21 protein-coding genes are annotated in these 22003 nt (G+C 46.5%); 10 read left to right on the forward strand and 11 right to left on the reverse strand.

What is annotated here, in order from left to right:
- Positions 1-38: 38 nt before the first annotated feature.
- Complete coding sequence (locus Q4Q49_RS05475; protein WP_311988144.1) at positions 39-1268, forward strand: EAL domain-containing response regulator; 1230 nt, start codon at positions 39-41, stop codon at positions 1266-1268.
- A gap of 4 nt (positions 1269-1272) precedes the next feature.
- Here Q4Q49_RS05475 and menE read toward each other — a convergent pair whose 3' ends face one another.
- From menE to Q4Q49_RS05500, 5 genes are all read right to left on the reverse strand, one after another.
- Positions 1273-2688, reverse strand: coding sequence for an o-succinylbenzoate--CoA ligase (gene menE, locus Q4Q49_RS05480; protein WP_311998827.1), 1416 nt, complete (start codon positions 2686-2688; stop codon positions 1273-1275).
- Position 2689: 1 nt separating this feature from the next.
- Positions 2690-3787: an o-succinylbenzoate synthase gene (menC, locus tag Q4Q49_RS05485; RefSeq protein WP_311988146.1), complete on the reverse strand. Its 1098-nt coding sequence runs from the start codon at positions 3785-3787 to the stop codon at positions 2690-2692.
- A gap of 27 nt (positions 3788-3814) precedes the next feature.
- Positions 3815-4609 carry a 2-succinyl-6-hydroxy-2,4-cyclohexadiene-1-carboxylate synthase gene (gene menH / locus Q4Q49_RS05490; protein ID WP_311988147.1) on the reverse strand — a complete coding sequence of 265 codons (795 nt, stop codon included), beginning with the start codon at positions 4607-4609 and terminating at the stop codon, positions 3815-3817.
- The gene (gene menD, locus Q4Q49_RS05495; protein WP_259510999.1) at positions 4609-6330 is read right to left on the reverse strand and encodes a 2-succinyl-5-enolpyruvyl-6-hydroxy-3-cyclohexene-1-carboxylic-acid synthase; all 1722 of its coding nucleotides are present in this window, start codon (positions 6328-6330) and stop codon (positions 4609-4611) included. Before menD ends, menH begins: the two co-directional genes overlap by 1 nt.
- A gap of 181 nt (positions 6331-6511) precedes the next feature.
- Entirely contained in the window at positions 6512-7480 is a 969-nt protein-coding gene (locus Q4Q49_RS05500; protein WP_220591423.1) for a LysR family transcriptional regulator, read from the reverse strand.
- Positions 7481-7889: 409 nt separating this feature from the next.
- On the opposite strand from Q4Q49_RS05500, the gene Q4Q49_RS05505 reads away from it, so the two are divergent.
- From Q4Q49_RS05505 to nrfD, 4 genes are all read left to right on the forward strand, one after another.
- Positions 7890-8366 carry a DUF2726 domain-containing protein gene (locus Q4Q49_RS05505; RefSeq protein WP_106649049.1) on the forward strand — a complete coding sequence of 159 codons (477 nt, stop codon included), beginning with the start codon at positions 7890-7892 and terminating at the stop codon, positions 8364-8366.
- A 77-nt stretch (positions 8367-8443) separates the two neighbouring features.
- Positions 8444-8905 (forward strand): nitrite reductase, encoded by a 462-nt coding sequence (locus Q4Q49_RS05510; protein WP_107402906.1) that lies wholly within the window; start codon positions 8444-8446, stop codon positions 8903-8905.
- A 9-nt stretch (positions 8906-8914) separates the two neighbouring features.
- A complete protein-coding gene (locus Q4Q49_RS05515; protein WP_311988149.1) occupies positions 8915-9601 on the forward strand; it encodes a 4Fe-4S dicluster domain-containing protein in 687 nt (228 codons plus the stop codon).
- On the forward strand, positions 9598-10539 hold the full coding sequence (gene nrfD / locus Q4Q49_RS05520; RefSeq protein WP_311988150.1) for a cytochrome c nitrite reductase subunit NrfD: 942 nt from the start codon (positions 9598-9600) through the stop codon (positions 10537-10539). Before Q4Q49_RS05515 ends, nrfD begins: the two co-directional genes overlap by 4 nt.
- Positions 10540-10812: 273 nt before the next feature.
- On the opposite strand, the gene Q4Q49_RS05525 is transcribed toward nrfD, so the two are convergent.
- Positions 10813-11244 (reverse strand): Lrp/AsnC family transcriptional regulator, encoded by a 432-nt coding sequence (locus Q4Q49_RS05525; protein ID WP_311988151.1) that lies wholly within the window; start codon positions 11242-11244, stop codon positions 10813-10815.
- Positions 11245-11495: 251 nt separating this feature from the next.
- Here Q4Q49_RS05525 and yjeH point away from each other — a divergent pair, with 251 nt between their 5' ends.
- Positions 11496-12758 carry an L-methionine/branched-chain amino acid transporter gene (yjeH, locus tag Q4Q49_RS05530; RefSeq protein ID WP_311998828.1) on the forward strand — a complete coding sequence of 421 codons (1263 nt, stop codon included), beginning with the start codon at positions 11496-11498 and terminating at the stop codon, positions 12756-12758.
- A gap of 90 nt (positions 12759-12848) precedes the next feature.
- On the opposite strand, the gene Q4Q49_RS05535 is transcribed toward yjeH, so the two are convergent.
- The gene (locus Q4Q49_RS05535; protein WP_311998829.1) at positions 12849-13460 is read right to left on the reverse strand and encodes an energy transducer TonB; all 612 of its coding nucleotides are present in this window, start codon (positions 13458-13460) and stop codon (positions 12849-12851) included.
- A gap of 340 nt (positions 13461-13800) precedes the next feature.
- Here Q4Q49_RS05535 and Q4Q49_RS05540 point away from each other — a divergent pair, with 340 nt between their 5' ends.
- Complete coding sequence (locus tag Q4Q49_RS05540; RefSeq protein ID WP_311998830.1) at positions 13801-14625, forward strand: HDOD domain-containing protein; 825 nt, start codon at positions 13801-13803, stop codon at positions 14623-14625.
- 176 nt (positions 14626-14801) lie between these two features.
- Here the strand turns inward: Q4Q49_RS05540 and Q4Q49_RS05545 are convergent, their stop codons facing one another.
- The gene (locus Q4Q49_RS05545; protein ID WP_011845463.1) at positions 14802-15275 is read right to left on the reverse strand and encodes a TerB family tellurite resistance protein; all 474 of its coding nucleotides are present in this window, start codon (positions 15273-15275) and stop codon (positions 14802-14804) included.
- A 101-nt stretch (positions 15276-15376) separates the two neighbouring features.
- A complete protein-coding gene (locus Q4Q49_RS05550; RefSeq protein ID WP_311998832.1) occupies positions 15377-15907 on the reverse strand; it encodes a DUF2780 domain-containing protein in 531 nt (176 codons plus the stop codon).
- A gap of 189 nt (positions 15908-16096) precedes the next feature.
- Between Q4Q49_RS05550 and Q4Q49_RS05555 the strand changes: the two genes are divergently transcribed.
- Together Q4Q49_RS05555 and Q4Q49_RS05560 are read left to right on the forward strand one after the other, a co-directional pair.
- Entirely contained in the window at positions 16097-16804 is a 708-nt protein-coding gene (locus Q4Q49_RS05555; protein WP_006079653.1) for a hypothetical protein, read from the forward strand.
- 33 nt (positions 16805-16837) lie between these two features.
- Positions 16838-18310, forward strand: a complete 1473-nt coding sequence (locus tag Q4Q49_RS05560; protein ID WP_311998834.1) for a DUF4145 domain-containing protein — start codon at positions 16838-16840, stop codon at positions 18308-18310.
- Positions 18311-18329: 19 nt separating this feature from the next.
- Here the strand turns inward: Q4Q49_RS05560 and Q4Q49_RS05565 are convergent, their stop codons facing one another.
- Entirely contained in the window at positions 18330-18677 is a 348-nt protein-coding gene (locus tag Q4Q49_RS05565; RefSeq protein ID WP_106649060.1) for a hypothetical protein, read from the reverse strand.
- 374 nt (positions 18678-19051) lie between these two features.
- Between Q4Q49_RS05565 and Q4Q49_RS05570 the strand changes: the two genes are divergently transcribed.
- The gene (locus Q4Q49_RS05570) at positions 19052-20923 is read left to right on the forward strand and encodes a methyl-accepting chemotaxis protein (protein ID WP_106649061.1); all 1872 of its coding nucleotides are present in this window, start codon (positions 19052-19054) and stop codon (positions 20921-20923) included.
- A gap of 82 nt (positions 20924-21005) precedes the next feature.
- Here Q4Q49_RS05570 and Q4Q49_RS05575 read toward each other — a convergent pair whose 3' ends face one another.
- Positions 21006-21977: a LysR family transcriptional regulator gene (locus Q4Q49_RS05575; RefSeq protein ID WP_311998835.1), complete on the reverse strand. Its 972-nt coding sequence runs from the start codon at positions 21975-21977 to the stop codon at positions 21006-21008.
- Positions 21978-22003: the final 26 nt, after the last annotated feature.

Genomic DNA, 22003 nt, shown 5'->3' on the forward strand with positions numbered 1-22003 from the left:
TTGTTTACTGTAAATTATTTTAATTTTGAGGATATTCAATGGATAAGGTAAGAGTGATTGTGTTAGAAGATCACCCCTTTCAGCGGGCAGTACTTGAGCATAATCTTGCGTCTCTTGCCAATGTTGAAGTCTTTGCCTTTGGCGCAGCTCAAGATGCGCTTGCTTGGCTTGATGAGCATCATAATGCTGATATTGTGATTTGCGATCTTATGATGGCCGGTATTGATGGGTTATCTTTTTTGCGTAAAGCTAAAGCGAAGTACGGTATAGCTTCAGTTGCATTATTTAGTAGTATTGATAAAGAGCTCAGGCGAGCTGTATCACAGATGATTAAAATGCTTAATTTTGAATACCTTGGAGATTTAAAAAAATGCCCCTCAGTGGAGAATCTACAGCGAATGCTTGATAGATTTACTAATAGTCGCACTGAAAAGCGTCAGACTGCTTCCCGTCCGATTGTTTGTACTCGCTTCGCATTTGAAGATTTTGAACAGGCATTAAAGCTGGGTCAGTTCGTTGGTTTTTATCAACCTAAGTTTGATGTCGCCGGTTTTAGCTTGAAAGGTGCTGAAATGCTTGCGCGCTGGAATCACCCAGATTTTGGGATTGTAGGTCCAGGTGTATTTATTGAGCCGCTCATTTCATACGGCTTACTCGATGAACTTTTCTTGCAGCTGTTTAAGCAAGGTTGTGTTCTGCAACAGCAACTACAACAACAAGGAAATCAGATTTCTCTCGCCTATAATCTCGATATCTCTCAACTCAATTCGACTAAATTAGTGTATCAGATTGTCGATATGGTAAAGAAATTTAACATTCTTCCTCAATGTATTACCCTCGAAATTACTGAGACGGGTTTGTTGGCTGCGCCAGCAGTGAATATGGAGAATTTAATCCGTTTGCGAATGCTAGGATTTGAATTGGCGATTGATGATTTTGGTGCTGCACATTCTTCATTGGCACGTTTATGCGAATTGCCTTTCTCACAAATTAAATTAGATGGTTGTTTTGTGCGTGAACTTAGTGTTGAGCCTAGGTGCCAAGCCGCAATTTCCAGCGTGATAGCGTTATCACAAGCACTTAATATGGAGTTAGTGATAGAAGGTATTGAAACAAATTCCCAATTAGTATTGTTGCAACAGCTTGGCTGTACGATTGGACAGGGTTTTTGTTTTTCTCGTCCTATTGATGAGCAAACATTTATCCAACGTTTTTTTCCTGCGAGTTTACAGCTTAAAGAACTACAGGAGCTTAGCCTTGAGTTTTAGTGGACTAACTTGTTTTTGTTAGCTCACGGATCAAGGATTTTCGGTTCACTTTCAGTCCTATTTGTTCATTATTTTCTGGCCATACATAATACTGTCTTGGACGTTTGAAGCGGGCGATTTTGTTGGCAAGGAACAGTTCGAGCGTATTTGCAATCGACTCTGGGTGGTGGGTTAAACTGCCGCGAATGATGGCGGCAGGGAGATTGCCAAATTGTACATCTGGTATGGCGAAAACGATTGCATCGTCTATTTGTGGATGTTGTTTAAGCGCGGCTTCGATTTCTTCTGGCTGGATGTTTTCGCCGCCGCAGATAAACATATTATCGACGCGGCCAAGAATGTGCAGATTACCATTTTCGTCCCATTCGCCCTTGTCTTTGGTGTAAAACCAGCCATCTTGCTCAACGCACTTTTGTATTCCATCCGCCGTGAGATAACCCATAAACAGGCATTCGCCGCGCACCAAAATTACACCGTCTTCGATTTTGAGCTCACGTTTGGGGAGTAGTTTGCCACTGCTACCGTCGCTTAAAGCGTGACCTGTGGTGATCTGCGAGCCCATTTCCGTCATGCCGTAACTGGTGTAACTGGCGATATTGCGTTGCTTAAGTTGTTGGAGTAAGTCAATTGAGACTGCGCCGCCGCCCAGCAATAGGGCTTTGATACTTTTAAGTTTACTACTTGTATCGGCTAATAACTTACTCAGTTGTGTGGGAACGAGAGATATGTGAGTCAACTGATCTTGGTCAATCTGCTGACCAAGACTTAGCGCTTGATCTGGTATGACAATACTGGCACCGACTAAGGCACAGCGGTTTAATATCGCAAGACCGCCAATATGGAATAAGGGCAAGGAGAGTAGCCAGGCATCACCTTGTTCGAGTGGGATTAAGCTGCGGGCACCTTCGGCATTGGCAATATGATTCGCTAAGCAATGCACCGCCGCTTTGGGAAAGCCACTAGAGCCTGAAGTTAAAATCACATTAGCTGGACGAGTAAAGTCGACAGGTTGGACCAAGTCACTGCTAATGCGATTAAAATTTAAGCGCAAGTGATGACAATTCTGTAGTTCACAAACCTCAGCACTCCAAACATAGCGGATCTGATGTTCATCGATTAAACCTTGGATCTGCGCGAGAGGAAAACGAGGTGAGATAGGAAAAAAGATCGCCCCGATATCGATGCAGGCCCAATAGAGGCAAATCATCTCGAGATTATTCAATGCAATACAGGCGAGTGGCTCACCCTCTGCGATGCCTGCTGCTCTTAGCTGCTGACCCAGTGCGATAACGCGTTGACTAAGCTCAGAGTAACGAATGCCTTGTCCCGCCAATTTGATGGCCGTCTGCTGTGGAAACGCCAGTGCGGCTTGGTGCACGGGGGACAGTGCTAGCGACTTCGATAGGCGGGTGTCAGACAAACTAGTTTTCCTCACGCTTGGCTGCACCCAAATCACTTTGCTGCGTTGAATCAATGGCGTGTTGTGCAATAGGCTCAAGTTGCGCCAGAGTAAGGCAGTGTTTTTTACCCGATGACACGACTAAATCTTGGCTAAAGGCTAGGGTATCGAGTCCTGGGATTTCATCGGGCGTGAGAATCGCGGCTAAATGGGCCAGATCGCTAATGCCTAAACTGCTTTCAAGACTCGAACTGATAATGCAACGCACGCCATAGCTTTGCGCCGTCTCGATTAAATTAGCTAGCTTTTCAATACTGCCGAGCAGCATAGGTTTGATGACGAGCGCTGTTAGGCCATTGTGCATGGCAAACTGATAATCGGGATCGTTAAGCGATTCATCGAGGGCGTAGGGCATGCCAATCGCTTGATAAAACTCCAGATTATCCTGTGGATTTTGACAAGGCTCCTCTATGTATTCGATGGTGTCTAGGGGCAAACAAGCGGCAAATTCGATCGCTTGTTCTAGTGTAAACCCTCGGTTTGCGTCTAAACGCAATTTGAGATCGGGGCGGGTACGTAAAATGCCATAAATCAGGCTCAGTTCATCTTCGATTGAGGTTTGCGCGACTTTGACTTTCACCGAATGAACATGCATGCCGAGCGCCGCAATCTTGTTATCGAGCAAGTCTTTGCCCGCATCCGTTGGATGATAAATCAAAGGGACTGTGGCGGTTTGTGGGCGGATAGCATCGAGCTTACCCATTAACTTGGCATGCAACAGACTTAAACCGAAGGCCAAGGAAGGGTAAGGACTTTGCTCGGCGTAATCCAGCAGGGTATCGATATGCTGACCGCAGAGTTGGGGTAATAACTCAGTTAACGCCGTTTGCACTTGAGCCAGTGTTTCGCGGCTAAATCCCACTAAGACTTGTTCATCGATATCTATACCAGAGAGTGGGGCGATTTCAACTTCGACTTGTTTATACTCACCACCAACATTAGCGCTGGCGCAGGCTTGCAATACTAATCCTGCCCTGTGGTCGATGCGTTGCTTGCCGACGGGCAATAATACGTCGAGTGGTAGTCGATATTGATACAGGTTAAGCGAAGTTAAGATCATATATTTCCTACATTTAAATGCTGTTATTTACCCTAGCAGCTTAACTATTGTTGCGATTAATGCCTCGGGAGCTGCTTGGTGTATGTTGTGGCCGGCGCCGTGAATACTATGGACGAGGATGGGCGCGTGTAATTGCCATTCTTGGGCGAGGGCGTGGAACTTGGTATCTTGGCTGCCCACAAAGAAATGGCACTCACAGGCAAGTTGCGAAGGCACATCCCACATCGATGCTTGGCGCGCAAGTGAAGTGGCTACGAATACCTCTTTAAGCAGCTGTTTGGGATGCTGATCTAAGACGGCAGATCTTTGCTTGATTAATGCTTTACGTTTGGCCGCAGTCATGTCGGCAAATACGGGCTGCTGATACCACAAGTTTAAAAAATCTTTGCTAGCCAGATGCAATAAACGCTCGGCCCACTGGGTATCATTCTTGGTTCTGGCCGTTTTTTCTTGCGGGTCTACCAGTCCTGGATGGCAGGATTCGAGGTTCAGACTTAACAAGCGCTGCGGATAGGCTTTTGCAAGGTGCAAGGCAATACGCCCGCCTAAGGAATAACCGTAGAGATGAAACGGTTCGGGACTTGGATTAAGGCTATCGAGCCGCGCTATTATGTTTTCGACGCAAAAGTCGAAATCGAGTTTAGCTTCAGTCGACCCTTCAGCTTGATTATCTCCATGGCCCGGCAGATCTAAGCAAATACAATGGAAGTGCTGGCTTAGCGCAGGCATTAACGGCAACCAGTCGGCCTTAGTGCCTAAAAAGCCATGTAGTAGCACTAAGGTCGGTAGTGAAGGATCGCCGTAACGGGCCATGTTTGGCATTAGCTTTGTTTCACCCAAAGGTTGAGCGCGGCGATTTGGTCGCTGGCTTGGTTTTGGCTCACATTGACTTCAATGATTGAAGCCCCCTGAAAATCCAGCGCTTCATTATAGCTATCTTGAAAATCGGCTAAATTATCCACCTGATTATAGGGCAAATTAAACATGGCAGCGGCATAGCCAAATTCTAAGCCGTGGCTGAGTCGATAATAATCGCTGCGAACTTGTTCATTGGGAACCGGCAATAAGTTAAAGATATTACCGCCATCGTTATTGAGGATCACGATCACCAGCGGGCTGCTTAAGCCTTTGGCGATGGCCAGCGAGTTGAGATCGTGCAATTGCGATAAATCACCGATGATCAAACTGGTGGGCTTGCCTTCGTGGGCCGCAATGCCGCAAGCGGTGGCGAGCAAGCCGTCAATACCAGAGGCGCCACGGTTGGTATAAGTGGTCGCTGTGCAGCAACTGACTGGGGCATACATGTCGTACAAGCGTACAGGCAGACTGTTACCAATAAAAAGCTGCTGTTCTAAGGGACGAGTGTTGGCGATAGCGCGTATCACCTGCGCTTCACCAAATTCCCCTTGATCGATATTACGCACAAATAAGTTATGCAATTCATCGTTATAGGTGATTAAGGTATTCGCCCAGTTCGCTGAGGATGAACGATACCAGTTCAAGGCCGCAAACTGCTCTGCATTAGCATGCCAAATGTGCTTCGCATTGTGGCTCGGATCCAGTCTGTCTTGCTCGGGTAACACCTGCCAGTAGCTGTGCCAATTCTGCTCGGCGAGATAACTGATGACGCGTTTTGACAATAAACGGCCGCCGAACACGAGTACGCGATCCGCTTCTTGTAATAGATTGCGTGCCTTTGGATGTTGTAGCAGTTGGTCGATATTGCCTATTGCCGCGGGATGTTGGCGCAGTTGCGACTGGGCATCGGTAAGCAAAGGCCAGCCAATTTTTTGCGATAACGCGATAAGCTGCTGTGGATCTTGCTCGGGTGTGAGTGTGCCGACAACGATCACGCCTTTACCGTGGACGAACCGCATGATGGCATCGTCACTGGGGCTGCTCAGCTGTTTGCTCTTACCGTATTGAGTATACGGGCGGGCGAGTTGCAGCCAAGTTTGCAGTGGTTTGAGGTAAGGCGATTCGGCATCGAGAATCACGCCACTGAGTTCACTCGGGTACAAGGGCTCGCGATACATGCAGTTGATGTGCACTGGACGAGTTTGATTCGCCACTGCCTCATCCACTGTGGTGAGCAATGCCTGCGGTGCGATATGCGCATCCGGCGTTGGCAAATTCACTTGGGTGGCGTAATTCGCAAAAATTCCCGGTTGGACTATGGCTTGATTGGCGCCGCAGCCGAGTAATTCCGGCGGACGATCGCCGCTTAAGACGATCAAAGGTACGTGGGTTAGCCAAGCTTCAACAATCGCAGGATACAAGTTAGCGACCGCAGTGCCCGAGGTGGTAATGATAGCGACCGGTGCGCGGCTGGCTTTTGCCAGACCTAAGGCCATAAACCCAAGTCCACGTTCGTCAAAATGCAGGTGACGCTGGAGTTTAGTTTGCTGGGCGGCGGCGAGGGTTAACGGCGTCGAGCGCGAGCCCGGTGCCATACACACATGTTGCACGCCAAGACGTGCTAACTCCTCAAGAATAAGGGCGCCCCAAATAAGATTAAGAGTGGCTGTATTTTCGGTCCGCATAGCTGAATCTATTAGGATAAAGATGGGCTTAGTGTAACGTGTTTATGCTCCAAGATGTATGTTTGGCTTAACAATTCTCGGCGGGTTTGTGTGGGAGCTGAGGTGGAGCCTAAGCTAAGGCAGGGGATGCCTATCACCTCTGTACAGTGGCTAATCTAAGCGTTGCGTAAGCGGCTTTGGGCTAAATAATATGGTCAACAATCTTTTTAATTTGCCCACTTAGCCACACTAAATCATCACTCACTTTGCTTGGCTGATTTTTTTGCACTAAGAAAATGGTTGGCGCTTCAGTATGAGCATATAAACGTTCGGCTTCGTGTTGTGACAGTTGGCATGTGTGCAGCTCAGCCACATCACTCACCATCTCGTAAACCACGCGGTAGGGTAATAACGACAGTGCCTGACTCTCACCTAGGTATTCAAACAAACTTGAAATACTGGTAATGGTAATTTCAGTATTGAGTTTAATGTTGCTCTTCAGGCAAAACTCTTGGTAAGGACTGAGCTTAGAGCTGGGATTACCGAGGTCGGTATTGACGTAGGGATATTCTGCAATCGTCTCTAAAGTAATTTCCCGTTTGAAAATAGGATGATTACGGCTCGCAATAAGGTAAACCTTATCCATGCGTTGCAAAGTGGTCGTCAGGAGTTTATCGCCAAAGGCGGCCACATCTGCCGTACTTTTATTGCAGCAAATGCCCAGTGTAGTATCACCGTTAACAATATCTTGGGTCGTATGCATAGACCAAGGCGTGATATTAATGTGCATCAGCTTCTGTTCATCTTTAATGGCTTGCATTAATGCTTTCGGAAAAGCGTAAGCAATTAAGCCGGGAGCTGCAATTTCTATATGCGTCTTTACTAAGTTAGCATTTGCGGCTCTGGCCTTATGAAACTTATCAGTACATTCAATGGCTTCTTTCGCGATTGGATATAAATGGGTCGCAAACTCATTAGGGAATAGTCCGTATTTACGACGAATAAAAAGTTCATCACCAAAAATTTCCCGTAGATTTTTAAGGCTACGACTTATTTTAGGAGCCGGAATATCAAGGGCCTTAGATACATAAGTTGCAGACTTGTTCTCATATAATGAAACGAGTATTTTCAAACTCAGAATATCCAGGCCATCCATGTTACTAATGTGCATTTTTTATATTCCTTTTGTCGAGCAAATACTTTAAAGAACGATTAATTATGGCGTCATTAAATAATTTTAATGTGAAACATATCTCAACTTCAAAACTATAATATCGCAGTCTGCTAGTGTCGTTTTTAGATTTAATATTTTTTATATTTCAAAATGCGATAAAGATAAATTTGGAATTTTAAAAGGTGAAATTCATATAGTTTAATTTCACATTGGCGATTATCAATTATCAATTTTTACATTCAAGATTTGCGCTAAATAGTAATGAGATCTGATTCTTAACTTGTTGTTTATTATTAAATTGCCATTGTTAAGTGTGATCTGGGTCAAAAAAAATAAAACGCTTCACGTTAATACTGAAGTTGCTTTAAAGGAGATAACAAAAAATAAATAGGTTATTGGAGGCGTTATGAATACTTCAGTCATTCTCAGCTATGCGTTTATGTATTTCGTGCTGTTTGTTGCAGTGCCATTTGTTTTTGTCATGTTCGTCATGACCTGCATTAAGTTTTTTAAAGCGGGCCCCGATGAGGCAGAACATCATGAAATGAAACTTAAACCAGTACTGTTCGATAAACAAAGTTTTAACTTTTTTAAATCTTTAAAAACCGTAGTGGAAGGCAAATACGATGTTTGCTGTAATGTCCCGCTAGACACTGTATTTGAAATGGACCAGCATGATGCTGATTTAAATCATGAGTGCCGACTAGACTATGTGTTAATAGATCATGACTCATCTGAAGTGAAAATGGTGATCAGTGATTTTGGCAAAGAAAATAACTCGCCAATGAAAAAGCTGTTTAGTAAGTTCAATATCAACTTTATTGAAATGAACCAACATAAACAGTGGGATACACAAAGCCTAAAGCAAGCGTTAGCCGTCTGATCCGACCGTCGGGTTCGGGTAACTCCGAACCCTGACACTCCTCTTCTTCCTTCCCCAAATAAATGTGAGGACTCCCTATGTCCAAAAGACAATGGCTGTGGTCGATTCGCTTGGGTGCAATTGCATTGCTTTTAAGCTTTGGTGCGACAAGTGCCGAGTCGGCCCTTCAAATTAACAGTGACATGAGTTGTATGAAGTGTCACAAACGTAACGGTCAAATGTTAGGGCATCACGGCCAAGATGCGATGAAAATGACCTGTTCAACCTGTCATGGCGAAAAAGGCGACCACCCTAAAAAGCCGAATGATATCGTAGTGTTTGGTCTGAAAGATGGCTCGGAGCTTGATACTCAGCTCGCCGTTTGTCACAAGTGCCATACACAGCGAAAACTGGGTGAAACCGAGTGGACGCATAATGTGCATGCACAAAAAGTGCCCTGTGCCGCCTGTCATAAATTACATAGCCCAACCGAACCTATGGCGGATATGACGCCAAAAGTTCGCAGTGAGCTGTGCCGCAATTGCCATAGTGGCCAGTAGGGGTAGGTTATGGAAAATTCAAAAAGAAGATTTCTAAAAGGCACATGTGCCTTATTTGCTGGCGCTACGGGCGCATCACTGCTCGCCACAGTGAATGCATCGGATAGTGTTAAAGCAGAGTCAGATATTAAATATGCGATGATTCATGATGAAGCTAAGTGTATTGGTTGCCGCGCATGTGAAGTGGCATGTCGTGAAACCAATCAAGTGCCAGAAGGGGTTTCCCGGGTCAGGATTGAGCAAACTGGAGCGTTCGGTGAGTATCCCAATGAGTATTATCACTTTAGCCGTGTTTCTTGTCAGCATTGTGAAGATGCACCTTGTGTCAACGTGTGCCCAACGGGGGCTGCCTTTATTGATAAAGAAACCGGCATAGTGTCAGTCAATGCGTGGAAATGTGTCGGCTGCCAATATTGTATTGCGGCTTGCCCTTACAAAATTCGTTTTATTAATCCAGTCACCCACGCGGCGGATAAGTGTGATTTCTGCCGTGAGACGAATCTTGCGCAAGGTAAACAGCCTGCCTGCGTTGAGGCTTGTCCGACTAAGGCGTTAGTGTTTGGTAATTTAAAAGATCCAACGTCTGAGTTAGTACAAGTGCTGCGCGCTAACCCAACTCAACGCGCGAAAGTCGCCCTCGGAACGCGACCTAAGTTGTTCCGTATCCTGGCAAAATCCGGGGAGGTGATACTATGAGTGCCCTACATTTTGATACCTTAGTCTGGCATTGGCCGATTGCGATCTACCTGTTTTTGGCGGGTGTATCAGCAGGGGCTATGTTCTTCGCCGTACTGTTGAAACATTTTGTTTTGAAGCAAAACGCCTATCAGTCTGGTTTTATACGTGCCGCCTGTATTGTCGCCCCAGTCGCCGTAATGGCGGGCTTAGGCATATTGGTCGCAGATTTAACTAAACCCCTCGATTTCTGGAAGATTTTGGTGTTTTACAATCCTAAATCTGTGATGTCGATGGGTGTACTTATTCTGTTGATTTACCAAGTTTTTATGTTTATGTGGATTGGGTTGATCTTTCGCAAACCAGTCGATGCTTGGTGTGAATCGCGCTTTCCTATCGTCCTTAAATTGACGGCTTTACTCGCTCGGTTTGAGGCGACGATTACGGGGTTACTGGTGATTCTATCCTTAGCATTAGGCGCATATACCGGCTTCTTGTTATCGGCATTACCCGGCTATCCCATGCTGAAAAATCCTGTGCTGCCTTTACTGTTCTTGGCATCTGGATTGTCTTCCGGTGCGGCATCTTCATTACTTGGTGGCGTGTTGATGAATGGCAAACCGAATGACAAAGAGGTGCACTTTATCCACAAGGTTGAAATTCCACTGATTTTAGTCGAAATTGTGCTGATTTTTACCTTCTTTATGGGCTTAGTACTAACAGGTGGACAGAGTAAAATTGCCGCCTTTAATGCCTTAGGTTATGGCTTCTGGGGCTGGATTTTCTGGGTGGGAATTATCGGGCTCGGTTTATCAGGCCCCTTAGCGATGAACCTGTTTATGACTACGACGTCGAAACGCAAATGGGCTTATGTTGCAGGGACGGCATGCTTGAGTTTAATCGGGGTTTTATTGCTGCGTAACTTCATTCTGTACACAGGACAAATGACGATCGCTTAAGGCGCGACACTACATTCATAATGAACAAGATGATAAGAATCAAGGAAATCGACGGATCGCGGAAACAATGTCAAAGGAAAACATTGTAGATGAGGCCCTTGCGGCGCTGGCTGAGCTCTCAAGGGGTAAGTCTAGTCGCGATTGGTTGTGTAACAGGGAGGTCGCTGGGCAAGGATGCCATGTTTTACACTTCAATATTTTGCCCTGCCTCCAAATGGGCCTCGCCACCTCTATTCCTTAGGGTGGCGTTTCTTGTTTTAGGGCAACTGTCCTTTACTCGCCTAGATTATTAATCCACTCACTCATCACCACATGGGTTTTGATCTTGATGATATCTGTGTGCGTGTCGATGTACTCACGGATCTCATGCAGGCGGCGCATTGAAGGTACATGCACGTACACGAGTAAATCCATATCTCCGGAAATACCACGGCAGGTTATCACCTCTGGAATCGCTTGAAATACGTGTACTACGTCGGCGCAACGTGGACATTGATGCTGGATTTCGAAATAAGCCGACACCCCTTCTTTTTGCGACTCACTCAAGAGTACTTGATAGCCACGGATCACCCCAGTCTGTTCGAGTTTTTTAATCCGCTCGGCTACCGCGCTGCGGGAAAGGTTCACTTGTTCGGCAATATTCGACACGCTCTGGCGTGCATCTTGACGCAAACTATGAATGATGGCGGTATCGAATTTATCCAAGAGTGACTCCAGTGAAAATGGCTATATCATATCTGTGTAAAGTTTTGCCATTGTTTTGAATAGTAACAAAATTTACTGAGTATTTTGGCTGGTTATTTAGCCACATCTTAAGTTGACCGTCATTTTGATGGAAATAACGCTACATTCCGTGATTTTGTCGGTATTGGGCGTGGAGAACACTGAAATTAACGGCAGATTGTGGGGCAAAATCTCACTATACTGACAGCTCAAATACCACAGAATATTATCAGATGAATTCAAATAGCGGAACTATAGGTCGTTGGCAAGGTGCGGGTTTAATGGCGACCACTTTGCTTGGTACTGGGGTGTTTATTTTGCCTCAGATGACAATTGAAAAAGCGCAGTCTGGCGCCCTAGTCGCGTGGATATTGCTCACCTTAGCCATTATTCCTGTGGCGCTGGTTTTTGGTCGTTTAGCGAGTGTATTTCCCCATGCCGCTGGCCCTGCTTACTTTGTCGAAAAAGCCTTTGGTCGCACCGCTGGTCGAACAATTGGACTGATCTTTTTACTGGTTGTGCCCATGGGGGCGCCGGCCGCGATTTTGATGACCTTTCAGTTTGTGAATGCCTTAATGCCGATATCGGGTTGGTCCAAGGTCGGTGTTGAAGTGCTGGTGATTGTTGGCCTGTTCCTGATTAATTTAAGGGGGATTCAAGTGTCGGCCAAGCTGCAATTTGGCCTGACGCTGTGCATAGTGGCCGTCGTTGTCCTCTTATTTGGCGCAAGCAGTTTTCAGCCAGGTCACCTGACAACACTCGCCAGCCATGGTATGCCTGAAATGCCAACCGTGATGATTGCCGCTGGCATCGCTTTTTGGAGTTTCTTGGGCATAGAAGCGATGACGCATTTGGCTGATGATTTTCGTCGTCCACAGCAGGACATGATCCCCGCTATGATGATGGGCACTGTGCTGGTGGGGGTCATTTATGTGGCTTGTACACTATTACTACTGTTAGTGCCGACGGATAAAAGCGTCGCCATGATCGGCGTGTTTGATCAGTTGCTCGGTGGTTACGGCGCACAAGTGATCGGCGTGTTGGGGATCGCAAGTGGATTGGCCACTGTGAACGTGTATGCGGCCAGTGCGGCACGTTTAGTGTGGAGTTTTAGCTGTGAAGGTATTTTGCCGCGTTTCTTTGCGGTGAAGAACGCCCATGGCGTACCTATTCGCGCACTGGCTGCACTGTTATCTGTGATGGCGAGCGTGATAGTGCTGACTTATCTTACTGGACAAGAGTTAGAACACCTTATTGCATGGAGCAACGGTGTATTTGTGGTGATCTATTTGATGGCCATGTTAGCGGCCGCTAAGTTATTACCGCGCCATAATTGGCCACTCGTCGCGCTGGGTTGCGCGTTTTGCTTGGCGTTAGGTTTTGCCTTAGGTGCGAGCATGTCCTATGTATTGGTACTGATATTAGTGGTGGCGCCATTTCTGTGGTGGCAAAAGACCCATATCAGCCGCAAACAAGGTTTAGCGATTCCTGAGTAATCCTGAAAAAAGTTCAATCAAAAAGCCCTGAACTCTTTTAATTCGAAAGAGATTGCAGGGCTTTTTTGTGCGTTTTGATTCGTCTGCGGATTAAATCTTTTGATCTAATTTAAAGTCTAACTGCACTTGCTGATTGAGTTGCGCAACGGCTTTGCCTGCATCAAATTTCGGTTTGTACTTCCAATTCTGCACCGCTGATAACGCCGCCTTATCGAAAACATGCTTAGGGTTCGCATCCAATACCCGCACATTACTCACAGTGCCGTCGGCCGTAATATCAAACCCCACAACCACATAACCTTCTTTACCACTTTGCGCCGCATCTATGGGATAACGAGGCGACACTTGCAAAACTGGCAGAGCTTCGGCTGTCATCGCAGATTGTGTATAGAGGGTGGTTTGCGTTGGCATTTCGGGCATGAATGTCTCAGGAGTAAAAGTTAACGACTCGCTGTTTTCACCGGGGACACTCACACGCTCCCGCGCAGGAATGGGCTTTGGTGGTTCGGGCTTAGTTTTTTCTTTTGGCGGTATCGGCGTGCGTTCTGCCATCAGTATATTGATTTGCGGCGCATCCGAGGCTTGTCCTGTGACAGGTTGTGGATTGTTGATGAGCTGCGCCATAAAGACGAACAGCCCTAAGGTGATTAAAGCACTAGCTAAGATAAGACCAGTGCGGCTAACGAGTGCGTTTTGGCTCATATTGCTTCCTTACAGTGAGTTAATAGCCTTTTATCAATATCACTCTTTACTGAATTTTTGAAATATTTATTTACAATTTAAGCAAAGTTGCTCCTCTAGCGTTAGGGCTTCAATCCCGCTTTCGCTCTCTGTCAGCCTGTGTATAGCTTTGTGGATCTCGATGCTGAATATGTTGGAGTGTGACTAATATTGAGCGAAATCGAGGAGTAAACCTTAAGTTTGATGGCCGGTAATAGGTGTCGCAGAAGGATTGCACATTACTGATATTTAATTATATCTCGCGAGCGAGGCGCTAGTTTGTGTTCTATATTTTGATCATTCATACAGAAGGAGCATAAAAATGGATTCAGCTGCGTTACTCAATCGAGTGGATGAATTACCCAGGTTACCCAAGGCGATCAGTGAACTATTAGACGCAGTCAATGATGATAATGCGACAGTAAAAAGTATTGCCACTAAGGTTGCGCACGATCCCTTAATCAGCGCGAGGGTATTACGCCTTGCCAACTGTGCCCACTATGGACGCAGTCGAGAGGTGGGTACGATCGACGAAGCCGTGGTGCGTCTTGGGATGCAAACCCTGCGTACTTTAGTGCTTGCATCGGCCGTCATTGGCGCGGTTCCTAAGTGTGAAGGAATCGACTTAGCCCAGTTTTGGGGGCAAACCTTTGAGATTGCCCTATACAGCCAAGAAATGGCGAAACGTTGTGGTGCTATGCCTGAAGAAGCATTTACCTGCGGTATCTTGCACCGTATTGGCGACTTACTCATTGCGGCTGTGTCACCTGAAGATGCGGCGAAAATTGCTGAAGCCGTGGCGCAGGGCAAAGATAAGCATGAGTTTGAGCGTGAGTTGCTTGGATATGATTCACCCGATATCGGCGCATTGCTGGCCAAAAATTGGAAATTCACCGCAGCGTTGGTGGAAGGTATTTTATATCAAGATCATCCTAAGGATTCGGACCCATTCTCAAAACTTGCCGCATTACTATGCCTATCTTACAAAGTGCTGGATGAGTGGGATACCATTGAGGATGATGAGAAAACCAGTTGGTTATCCCAGTTAGCCACCAAGAAAGGATTAAGAATGGAGATGGGTGGATTGCGGACTAAGTTGACTGAGTTACGCGGTTCAGGGTTCGAAATCGGTAAAGCCTTAGCTTAGGATTTAAGTGAGTTGGGTTTAAGTAAATCGCGCGGCAGGACAAATCATTTTTAGTCAAAGACGATATCAATAAGGTCTTAAGACTATAGCGTGAATGTGAAACGAGATAGCGTTTCGCATTCACGCTTTTTTATGCGACGGATTAATCGAATTAGTACTTTGATTAAACCGTTGAATCACTGGGGCGCCTGATCAATATGTCGATTGGCGGCGATGGCAAGATTGCGCATTTGAATTAACTCGCTGTGTTTGAGGTACAGCAAATCAGCGGTGCGACGAATGATTTGGTCTTCATATTGGGATAACTGCCCATCAGCATAGGCCAGTTGCCACATGGCGAGCAATAATTGCTGCTTTTGCGCTAGGCTAAATTCGGCGTTAATGGCTGAGGTAAATTCAAACAGTGAGGTCGCGCTACCTTGCACGCTTTTGGCTTCATCAATCAGTATCTTAGCGTCAGCTTCTGACATTGATAGCGTATCTGTCAGCAACTTAGGCAATAAGGCTTCTTCCTCTGCCGTTAAGGTATCATCGGCAAACACCACTTCAAGTAACATACTCGCCGCGGCGAGTTTAAGTTGATGCGCCTTGTCTTCAGGGGAGACTGCTTGCGTATGTGCTTCAAAGAATCGTCTTAACTTCGCAATCATATTTGGCGGTTCTCATGTTGGAGGGAATATTAAGGTAGAGTCGATTGGGGGGCGAAAGTTCACCCTAAGCACTGTATTGCTTAGGGTGAGATAAAACGGGATTACAGTAGCGAGTTCAGACCTTTCATCAGTAAGTCTGAGGTGCCTTCAGTGCCATTGGTATCCAAGTAAGACTTAGCTATGTTGATCATCGGCATCGCAAGATCTTTAGAAATGCCCAATTTTTCAAAGGCGTCGAACACCATCGCACTGCCTTGCAGTGATGAACCTAAATCACCCGCTTTGGATAACAAGCCAGAAACGCCTGATGTTGAGTCCAATTTAGGCGCTGCTGCTAACAAGCTATCGGCATTAGGAATGCTGGCAGCCAGTTTTGAATAGTCGGTTGCCCCTAGGCTAGATTGCGCTAAGCCTAATAAACTGCCTAAACCACCTTCGGCTTGAGTTTGGTTTAAACCTAATTGTGACATGACGCTGCCAACCAAATCATTTGTCTGAGTTGCTGTCACCGTTGTGGCCGCTTTTTCAGTTTTGGCTTGAGTTCCGGCCAAGTTATCTAACCATCCTGCACTGGCTGGCGCTGCTAAAATACAAGTGCCGAGGAAGATAGAGAGGGTAAGAGTGTGTTTCATATGGAAGCGTCCTTTGATGGTTTGCGCATGTGTTCGCAGGACAGTTTAGCGGGTTTGCAACTTTTGTTGCAGTAGTTTTCTGTGATTTACGATTCACACTGGTGATTTCTGCTGTGCATTGCTACGGGATTTTCGGTATCCTTAGCGCAATTCTAAGTGTTAATTCATTTCAATTATTTGGAAAGTCGCATGTCACTGTCCGCAATTTTGTCAGAAGCCTATAACTTCTTCCGTAATCATCTGGCGCAACTCGCTATGCTGACGATTCCATTACTTTTGATCCAAGTAGGGATCCAGTTGTGGCTTGGCGTAGAGATGAGTAAAGTCGATCTTGAAAATCCACAGTTTGGCGCACCACACATGGTCGCCATGATGCTGTTACTGCTCACCTTTTCGGTATTAATCGCCGCCCTGACACTGTTTTTAGAACTGCGCTCGCAGGGACAGAGTCCTTCTGCGGGCATGGTGCTGAAGGCAAGTCTACCTTTTGTTCCACCACTATTATTAGCTGGGGTGTTTTCTGGTTTAGCGATTTTAGCGCCAGTGATGCTGTTTGCCGCCTTCGGTCCTGTGTGGCTGGTGGGGTTGGTTATTAGCTTCTATCTCTTCGCCCGTTTGGCCTATGTGAACTTTATGGTCGTGGTTGAGCGTTTAACACCGCTGGAAGCCATCAAGGGCAGTTTTAGCTTTAGTGGCCCTATCGTGCTGAAAACTATTGCACTATTAATGCTCTATCTGCCACTTTCAGTGGTGGGTAATTTGCTGTCAGGCGCTGCCTCTATGGGCGGATTACCGCTGCAAATGCTATCGGATACCTTTATGTCTTTCATTGGCTTATTCGTTAACGTGGCTTTGTTCCGCTTATATATGGTGTCGAAAAAACCAAGCGTCGAGTAATTCAAACTCAATTCAGCCTGTAGGGAATCACTCATGGGGACGAAAACGGTCATTAAGGATAGTGAGTTTATCCAAGATTTTTCGGCCTCCTTGAGTGATGACTATCTCAAGGCAAAAAGCTATGTGCAGGATGTGCCGACTCAGTCGCTACTGCACATTCGCAGCTTTACCCACAAGCTTACTGAGTTACTGGGACAAGATAAGCAAATCGCGTTCTCGAGTCCAAATCTATACGATAGGATCGAGCAACTAAATCAGCAGCGTGTTATTGATGTTAAGACGACCCGCGCCCTGCATCGATTGCGGGCCGACGGTAACCGCGGCGCTCATCCTGAAAAATATCACCTGACCCAAGCGCAATTGCTCGCGCTGGCGCAAAAATCTATTAAAGATGTTTTGGCGCTAGTCGAACACTTGTATCCCAAGGTTAAAGGCCAAGTCGCACCTGATTATCGTTATGAAGCATCTGATACTCTGACGGCGAAGGATTTATGCTACCGCGCTGTGATGGAGGATGACGCCGAAGCCCAATATCTAGTGGGGATATCCTTTAAGACCAAGGCTCTGATACTGAAAGAGCAAGAGCAGCAACAAGATCAAGAGTTTGTCACTTCAGCTGAAGCTACTGCTAATCCAGAGCCTTCTGGCGTTTTACCTCTTACTTCCCACATCAGCGCCGCTGACAGTTTTGCCCGTGCCGCCTATTGGTTTGCCCTTGCGGCGCCTAAGCATATGGAAGCCTTACATGAGCACGGTGTGGCCTTGATCCACGGTTATCAAGGTGTGCCAGAGGTGGCGAAAGGTGAGCAACTTATTGCGACGGCGGCCGAGGCTGGGGTCGTCAATGCGATGGCGTTATTGGGATATTTTTATCTTGTCGGCAGTGAGTCGTTTCGACCCGATAGTCAGTTGGCACTGCAATACTTACAACGCGCCGCAGAGGGTGAGCAAACCGAAGCAATGGCAAATTTAGGTGTGCTGTATTATCAGCAAAAAAATCTCGCCCAAGCCTATCATTTTATAAGCAAAGCCGCACAAGCGGGTTATCCCCACGCTCAGTATCATTTGGCATTAATGCTCGCCAATGGTGACGGTTGTACTCGAGATATGATTGCCAGCGAGTATTGGATGGCAGAAGCTGCCGAGCAAGGACAACTCGATGCCATGCTGACGCGGGCACAGCATATGCTTAATGATGATAATGCCTTTGGTAGTGACTTGACTCAGGCTGAGGATTATCTGCGCCAAGTGATTAAATATGGCCACAGTGTGCCCGCGATGATCGAGCTGAGTATGGCGCTGGCCGACGGTATCTTAGGGCGAGTTGATGTTGTGGGAGCCGCCGCTTTGCTGAAGCTGGCGCGACAAAATGCCAATAAAAAAGAGGCTGATATTATCGAGCCTCTTTGGCGTTCTCTTGCATTACAGATTGAAAATGTACTTAAAGTCACTCAAGATCCCGCGGAAATTCATAGCCTTAATCGCGCACAGACATTACTCGCTTAAGGGGAGTATGCTATCGCTGCTAGTGTTCATCCTCTTTATGCTCAAAAGTTCGCCCTTGATAGCGCGTTGCATTCGTTTCCCTAACAATTGTCTCTGAACCATAAACTTGGCTCTGTGGCTCTTCTGCAGCATGGGCATGTTGCTTGGCGTTTGCCTGTGCTTGATTAAATTTAGCCAACTGACGTGCCATGTAAAAACGGCTAAACAGGACTAAACAACCGAGCGCAATAGCGCCAAATAAAAGCACGAAGGGCAATAAAAATAGCGATAAACAGATCAGACTAACGCTAAGCGCCATGGCTAACCAAGCCCGTGGGCCAGAAATTCGGGTCTGCAGCGGGCTCTGTTGGAACTGGTGATAAATCATAAGAACTCCTCGATAGGCAGTGGGCATTTAGTGTGCAATAGCGAGTGTGTCTAGGTCACGTTAATCTTGATTAATTTACTTTATTTTACCTCTGAGGCTATTGAGCTGTTACGTATCATCTTGAGATGTGATCTCGAGGTCGCCCATGTTGTTCATCGAATAACAGTCGGTTAATTATATGTTTTAACAAGAATCTTTTTGATGTAAATCTGAGCAACTTCTTTGCGAACTGTACAGAGTATGAGAAAATTCAGTTCAGATTAAGCTGCAGTTTTAACTCAGTTAGCCGCCTTATTACATTGGATGTAAATGTTTGTTCAACTCGCTCAGACACCCTCTTATTTCACTGCTTTGTTAATAAATTAGACGCCAACATGAACTCATATTCGCTCAAGCAAAAAATTCTGTTCTCCGTCGTGGTAGCCCTTTCACTCGTGATTGGTTTGTTGTCATGGCAAAGTTATTCCAGCCAAAAGTCCCAGCTGTTACAAAACAGCCTAGAACAAGTGCAACGCTTAGGTGAGCAGCAGGCAGAGCGTATTCAAGAATGGTTGGCTGGCCGCCAAGATATTATGGGGGCACTGGCGAGTAAAGTTGAGGGTGATAGCCTAAATACATTACAACAAGCACAAGCGTCTGGCCGTTTCCAGTTAACTTATTTTGGGAGCCAAGCGGGGCAAATGCTGGATTCTGATCCGAGTATAGACCGAACGGGCTATGATCCCCGTAGCCGCCCTTGGTATCAACAAGCCATCAGTGAGCGCGGTCTTATTTTGACAAAACCATACGTGGATGTGGCTTATAACATTCTGGTTGTGACTATGGCGCAGCCTACCGCGCAAGGTGTTGTCGGTGGTGACTTATCTATCGCAAGCCTAGTGGACGGTGTTAATCGGATGAAGTTACCGGCCAACGGTTATGCCATCATGATGCACAAAGACGGCACTGTTATCGCTTATAAAGATCAAGCTAAGACGATGAAACCTATAGGTGATATCGACAATGAGCTGAATCGTAACTTGCCTGAACAGAGTCGTGCATCTGGCACTCTGTTACCTATGTACTTTGAAAATGAAGGACGCGACAAGTTAGTTTGGAGCGTTGATATTCCTAATACAGATTGGGAATTAGTGTTAGTGCTTGATAAGGAAACGCTAGAAGCGCCACTCACGAGCCTGTTACTTACTCAGCTGGGGCTATCGGCACTTGTATTGCTCTTGAGTGTGTTAGCGATTTCTTGGTTAGTTGGCATGTTACTGGGCCCGTTGAGCCGAGTATCGCAGGCACTGGCACGTATCGCCGATGGTAACGGTGATTTAACTCAGCGTATTTCCGTCGATACTCAAGATGAAGTGGGCGTACTTGCCGACAGCTTTAACCGTTTTGTCGGTAGTCAACATCAGTTGATCAGCCATATCCGTCAGTTAGCGAATGAATTAGATGCTGATGCTGAACGTAGTCTTACCACCACGCAAACCTCGGTGGCTGAACTGCAACGTCAGCAACAAGAAGTGGCTATGGTCGCGACCGCAGTCACAGAAATGGCGAGTGCGACCAATGAGATTGCGGCCAATGCTGAAAACACGGCGACGGCGGCTCAACAATCTGCAGCCAGCAGTTTACAGGGTAAAGAGTTAGTCAATAAAACCCGTAACTCGATTAATTCGTTGGCCGATGAAGTCACTCAAGCGACCGATGTCATTGGGGATTTGAGCCGTCATGCTCAATCAATTTCAAGCATTCTAGCAACGATTCAAGGGATTGCAGAGCAAACCAACTTATTAGCGCTTAACGCGGCTATTGAAGCGGCTCGTGCTGGTGAACAGGGCCGTGGCTTTGCCGTGGTCGCCGATGAAGTGCGTGTACTGTCACGCCGTACTCAGGATTCGACCCAAGAAGTGCACACCACGATTGAAACGCTGCAACGAACGACCGCTAGAGCCGTCAGCTTAATGGAAAGCAGCCAAGCATTAGCGGGTCACAGTGTTGACGATGCGAATGCGGCGGCAAAAGCCCTTGAAGAGATTACACAAGCGGTCAACGTGATTTCAGATATGGCAGGCCAAATTGCGACTGCAGCGGAAGAGCAGACTCAAGTGACGGGTGAAATCACCCAAAATACGGTTGCGATTAAAGATGTGACCGATGAGATTACCGCCTCGGCCATGGCTGATTTGGCACAGGCGCGAGACTTAAAAGCCCGTGCTAACGATCTTAATGCACAGGTCGCGACCTTTATTCTGTAGTTACTACTTGTAGTGTTTCACTTTGATAAGAGCCCGATAACGCCTTTGCTTTATCGGGCTTTTTATTGGTGGAGATTTGGTATTAAAGCATTTCTGCGGGAGTAAATAGCTTAGCGACACTCTGGCAAATCGTTTCTCTAATCCATTTATGCCCCTGATCTTCATCATTTCTTTGATGCCATAACAATACATAGGCCATGGGCATAAATTCGAAGGGTAAGGGCAGTAGTTTAAGCGGATAGAGCTGGCAGGCGTGCCTTGCAAAGCTCGAAGGCAGAGTGAAAATTAAATCGCTGTGGGCGCACACACTGGCGGCACCATAAAAATCGGGTACTGTTGTACTGATCCGGCGTCGATGGCCGAGATCGGCAAGAAAGTAATCCAACGCCCACCAATCGCTGCCTTCACAGCGAACCTGCACATGGGCCATGTCGAGGTAGAGTGGGAGATCCCATTGGTCTGAAGTCAGCGCAGCAATCAGCGGGTGGTCTTCACGTACTAAACACACTTGTTGATCGGTAAATAGTGTTTGATAGGCAATCCCTTCAGGTAGGCGATCCACCTGAAAATCGGACAAAGGATGCAAATCCCGCCCTGAAATACCAAAATCAATTTGCCCTTGTTGTAAATCCTGCATCGATTTTTCGGTCCAGACATAGGAGTCAAGTTTGACGTTGGGCGCCGTGGTTAGCATAGGGCCAATAAAATACGGGATTAAGGTTTCATAAGCGCTTTCCACCATGGCAAAGGAGAATTGTCGATTGCTACTGGCGGGATTGAAGGTCGGAGGCTGGGTGAGTTGATATAAGTCTTGCAAAATATTCGGCAGTTTTTGCCCAAGAATTAGGGCGTGCGCCGTCGGTTTTAAGCCGTGGGCCGTGCGCTGAAATAGGGGATCATCTAAGGTTTCTCTGAGCCGATTTAAGCTCTTACTGAGGGCTGACTGGCTTATATGCAATCGGCTGGCGGCGCGAGTCACGCTTTGCTCTTCTAGCAGAACTTTGAGTATGACCAGCAAGTTAAGATCGATTCTGGCTAAGTTGTCGATATTCACAGATATTCCTCAGAGGAAATTTACTT

It is taken from the genome of Shewanella sp. SP1S1-7, assembly GCF_031932105.1.
In the GTDB taxonomy this organism is placed as follows: domain Bacteria; phylum Pseudomonadota; class Gammaproteobacteria; order Enterobacterales; family Shewanellaceae; genus Shewanella; species Shewanella baltica.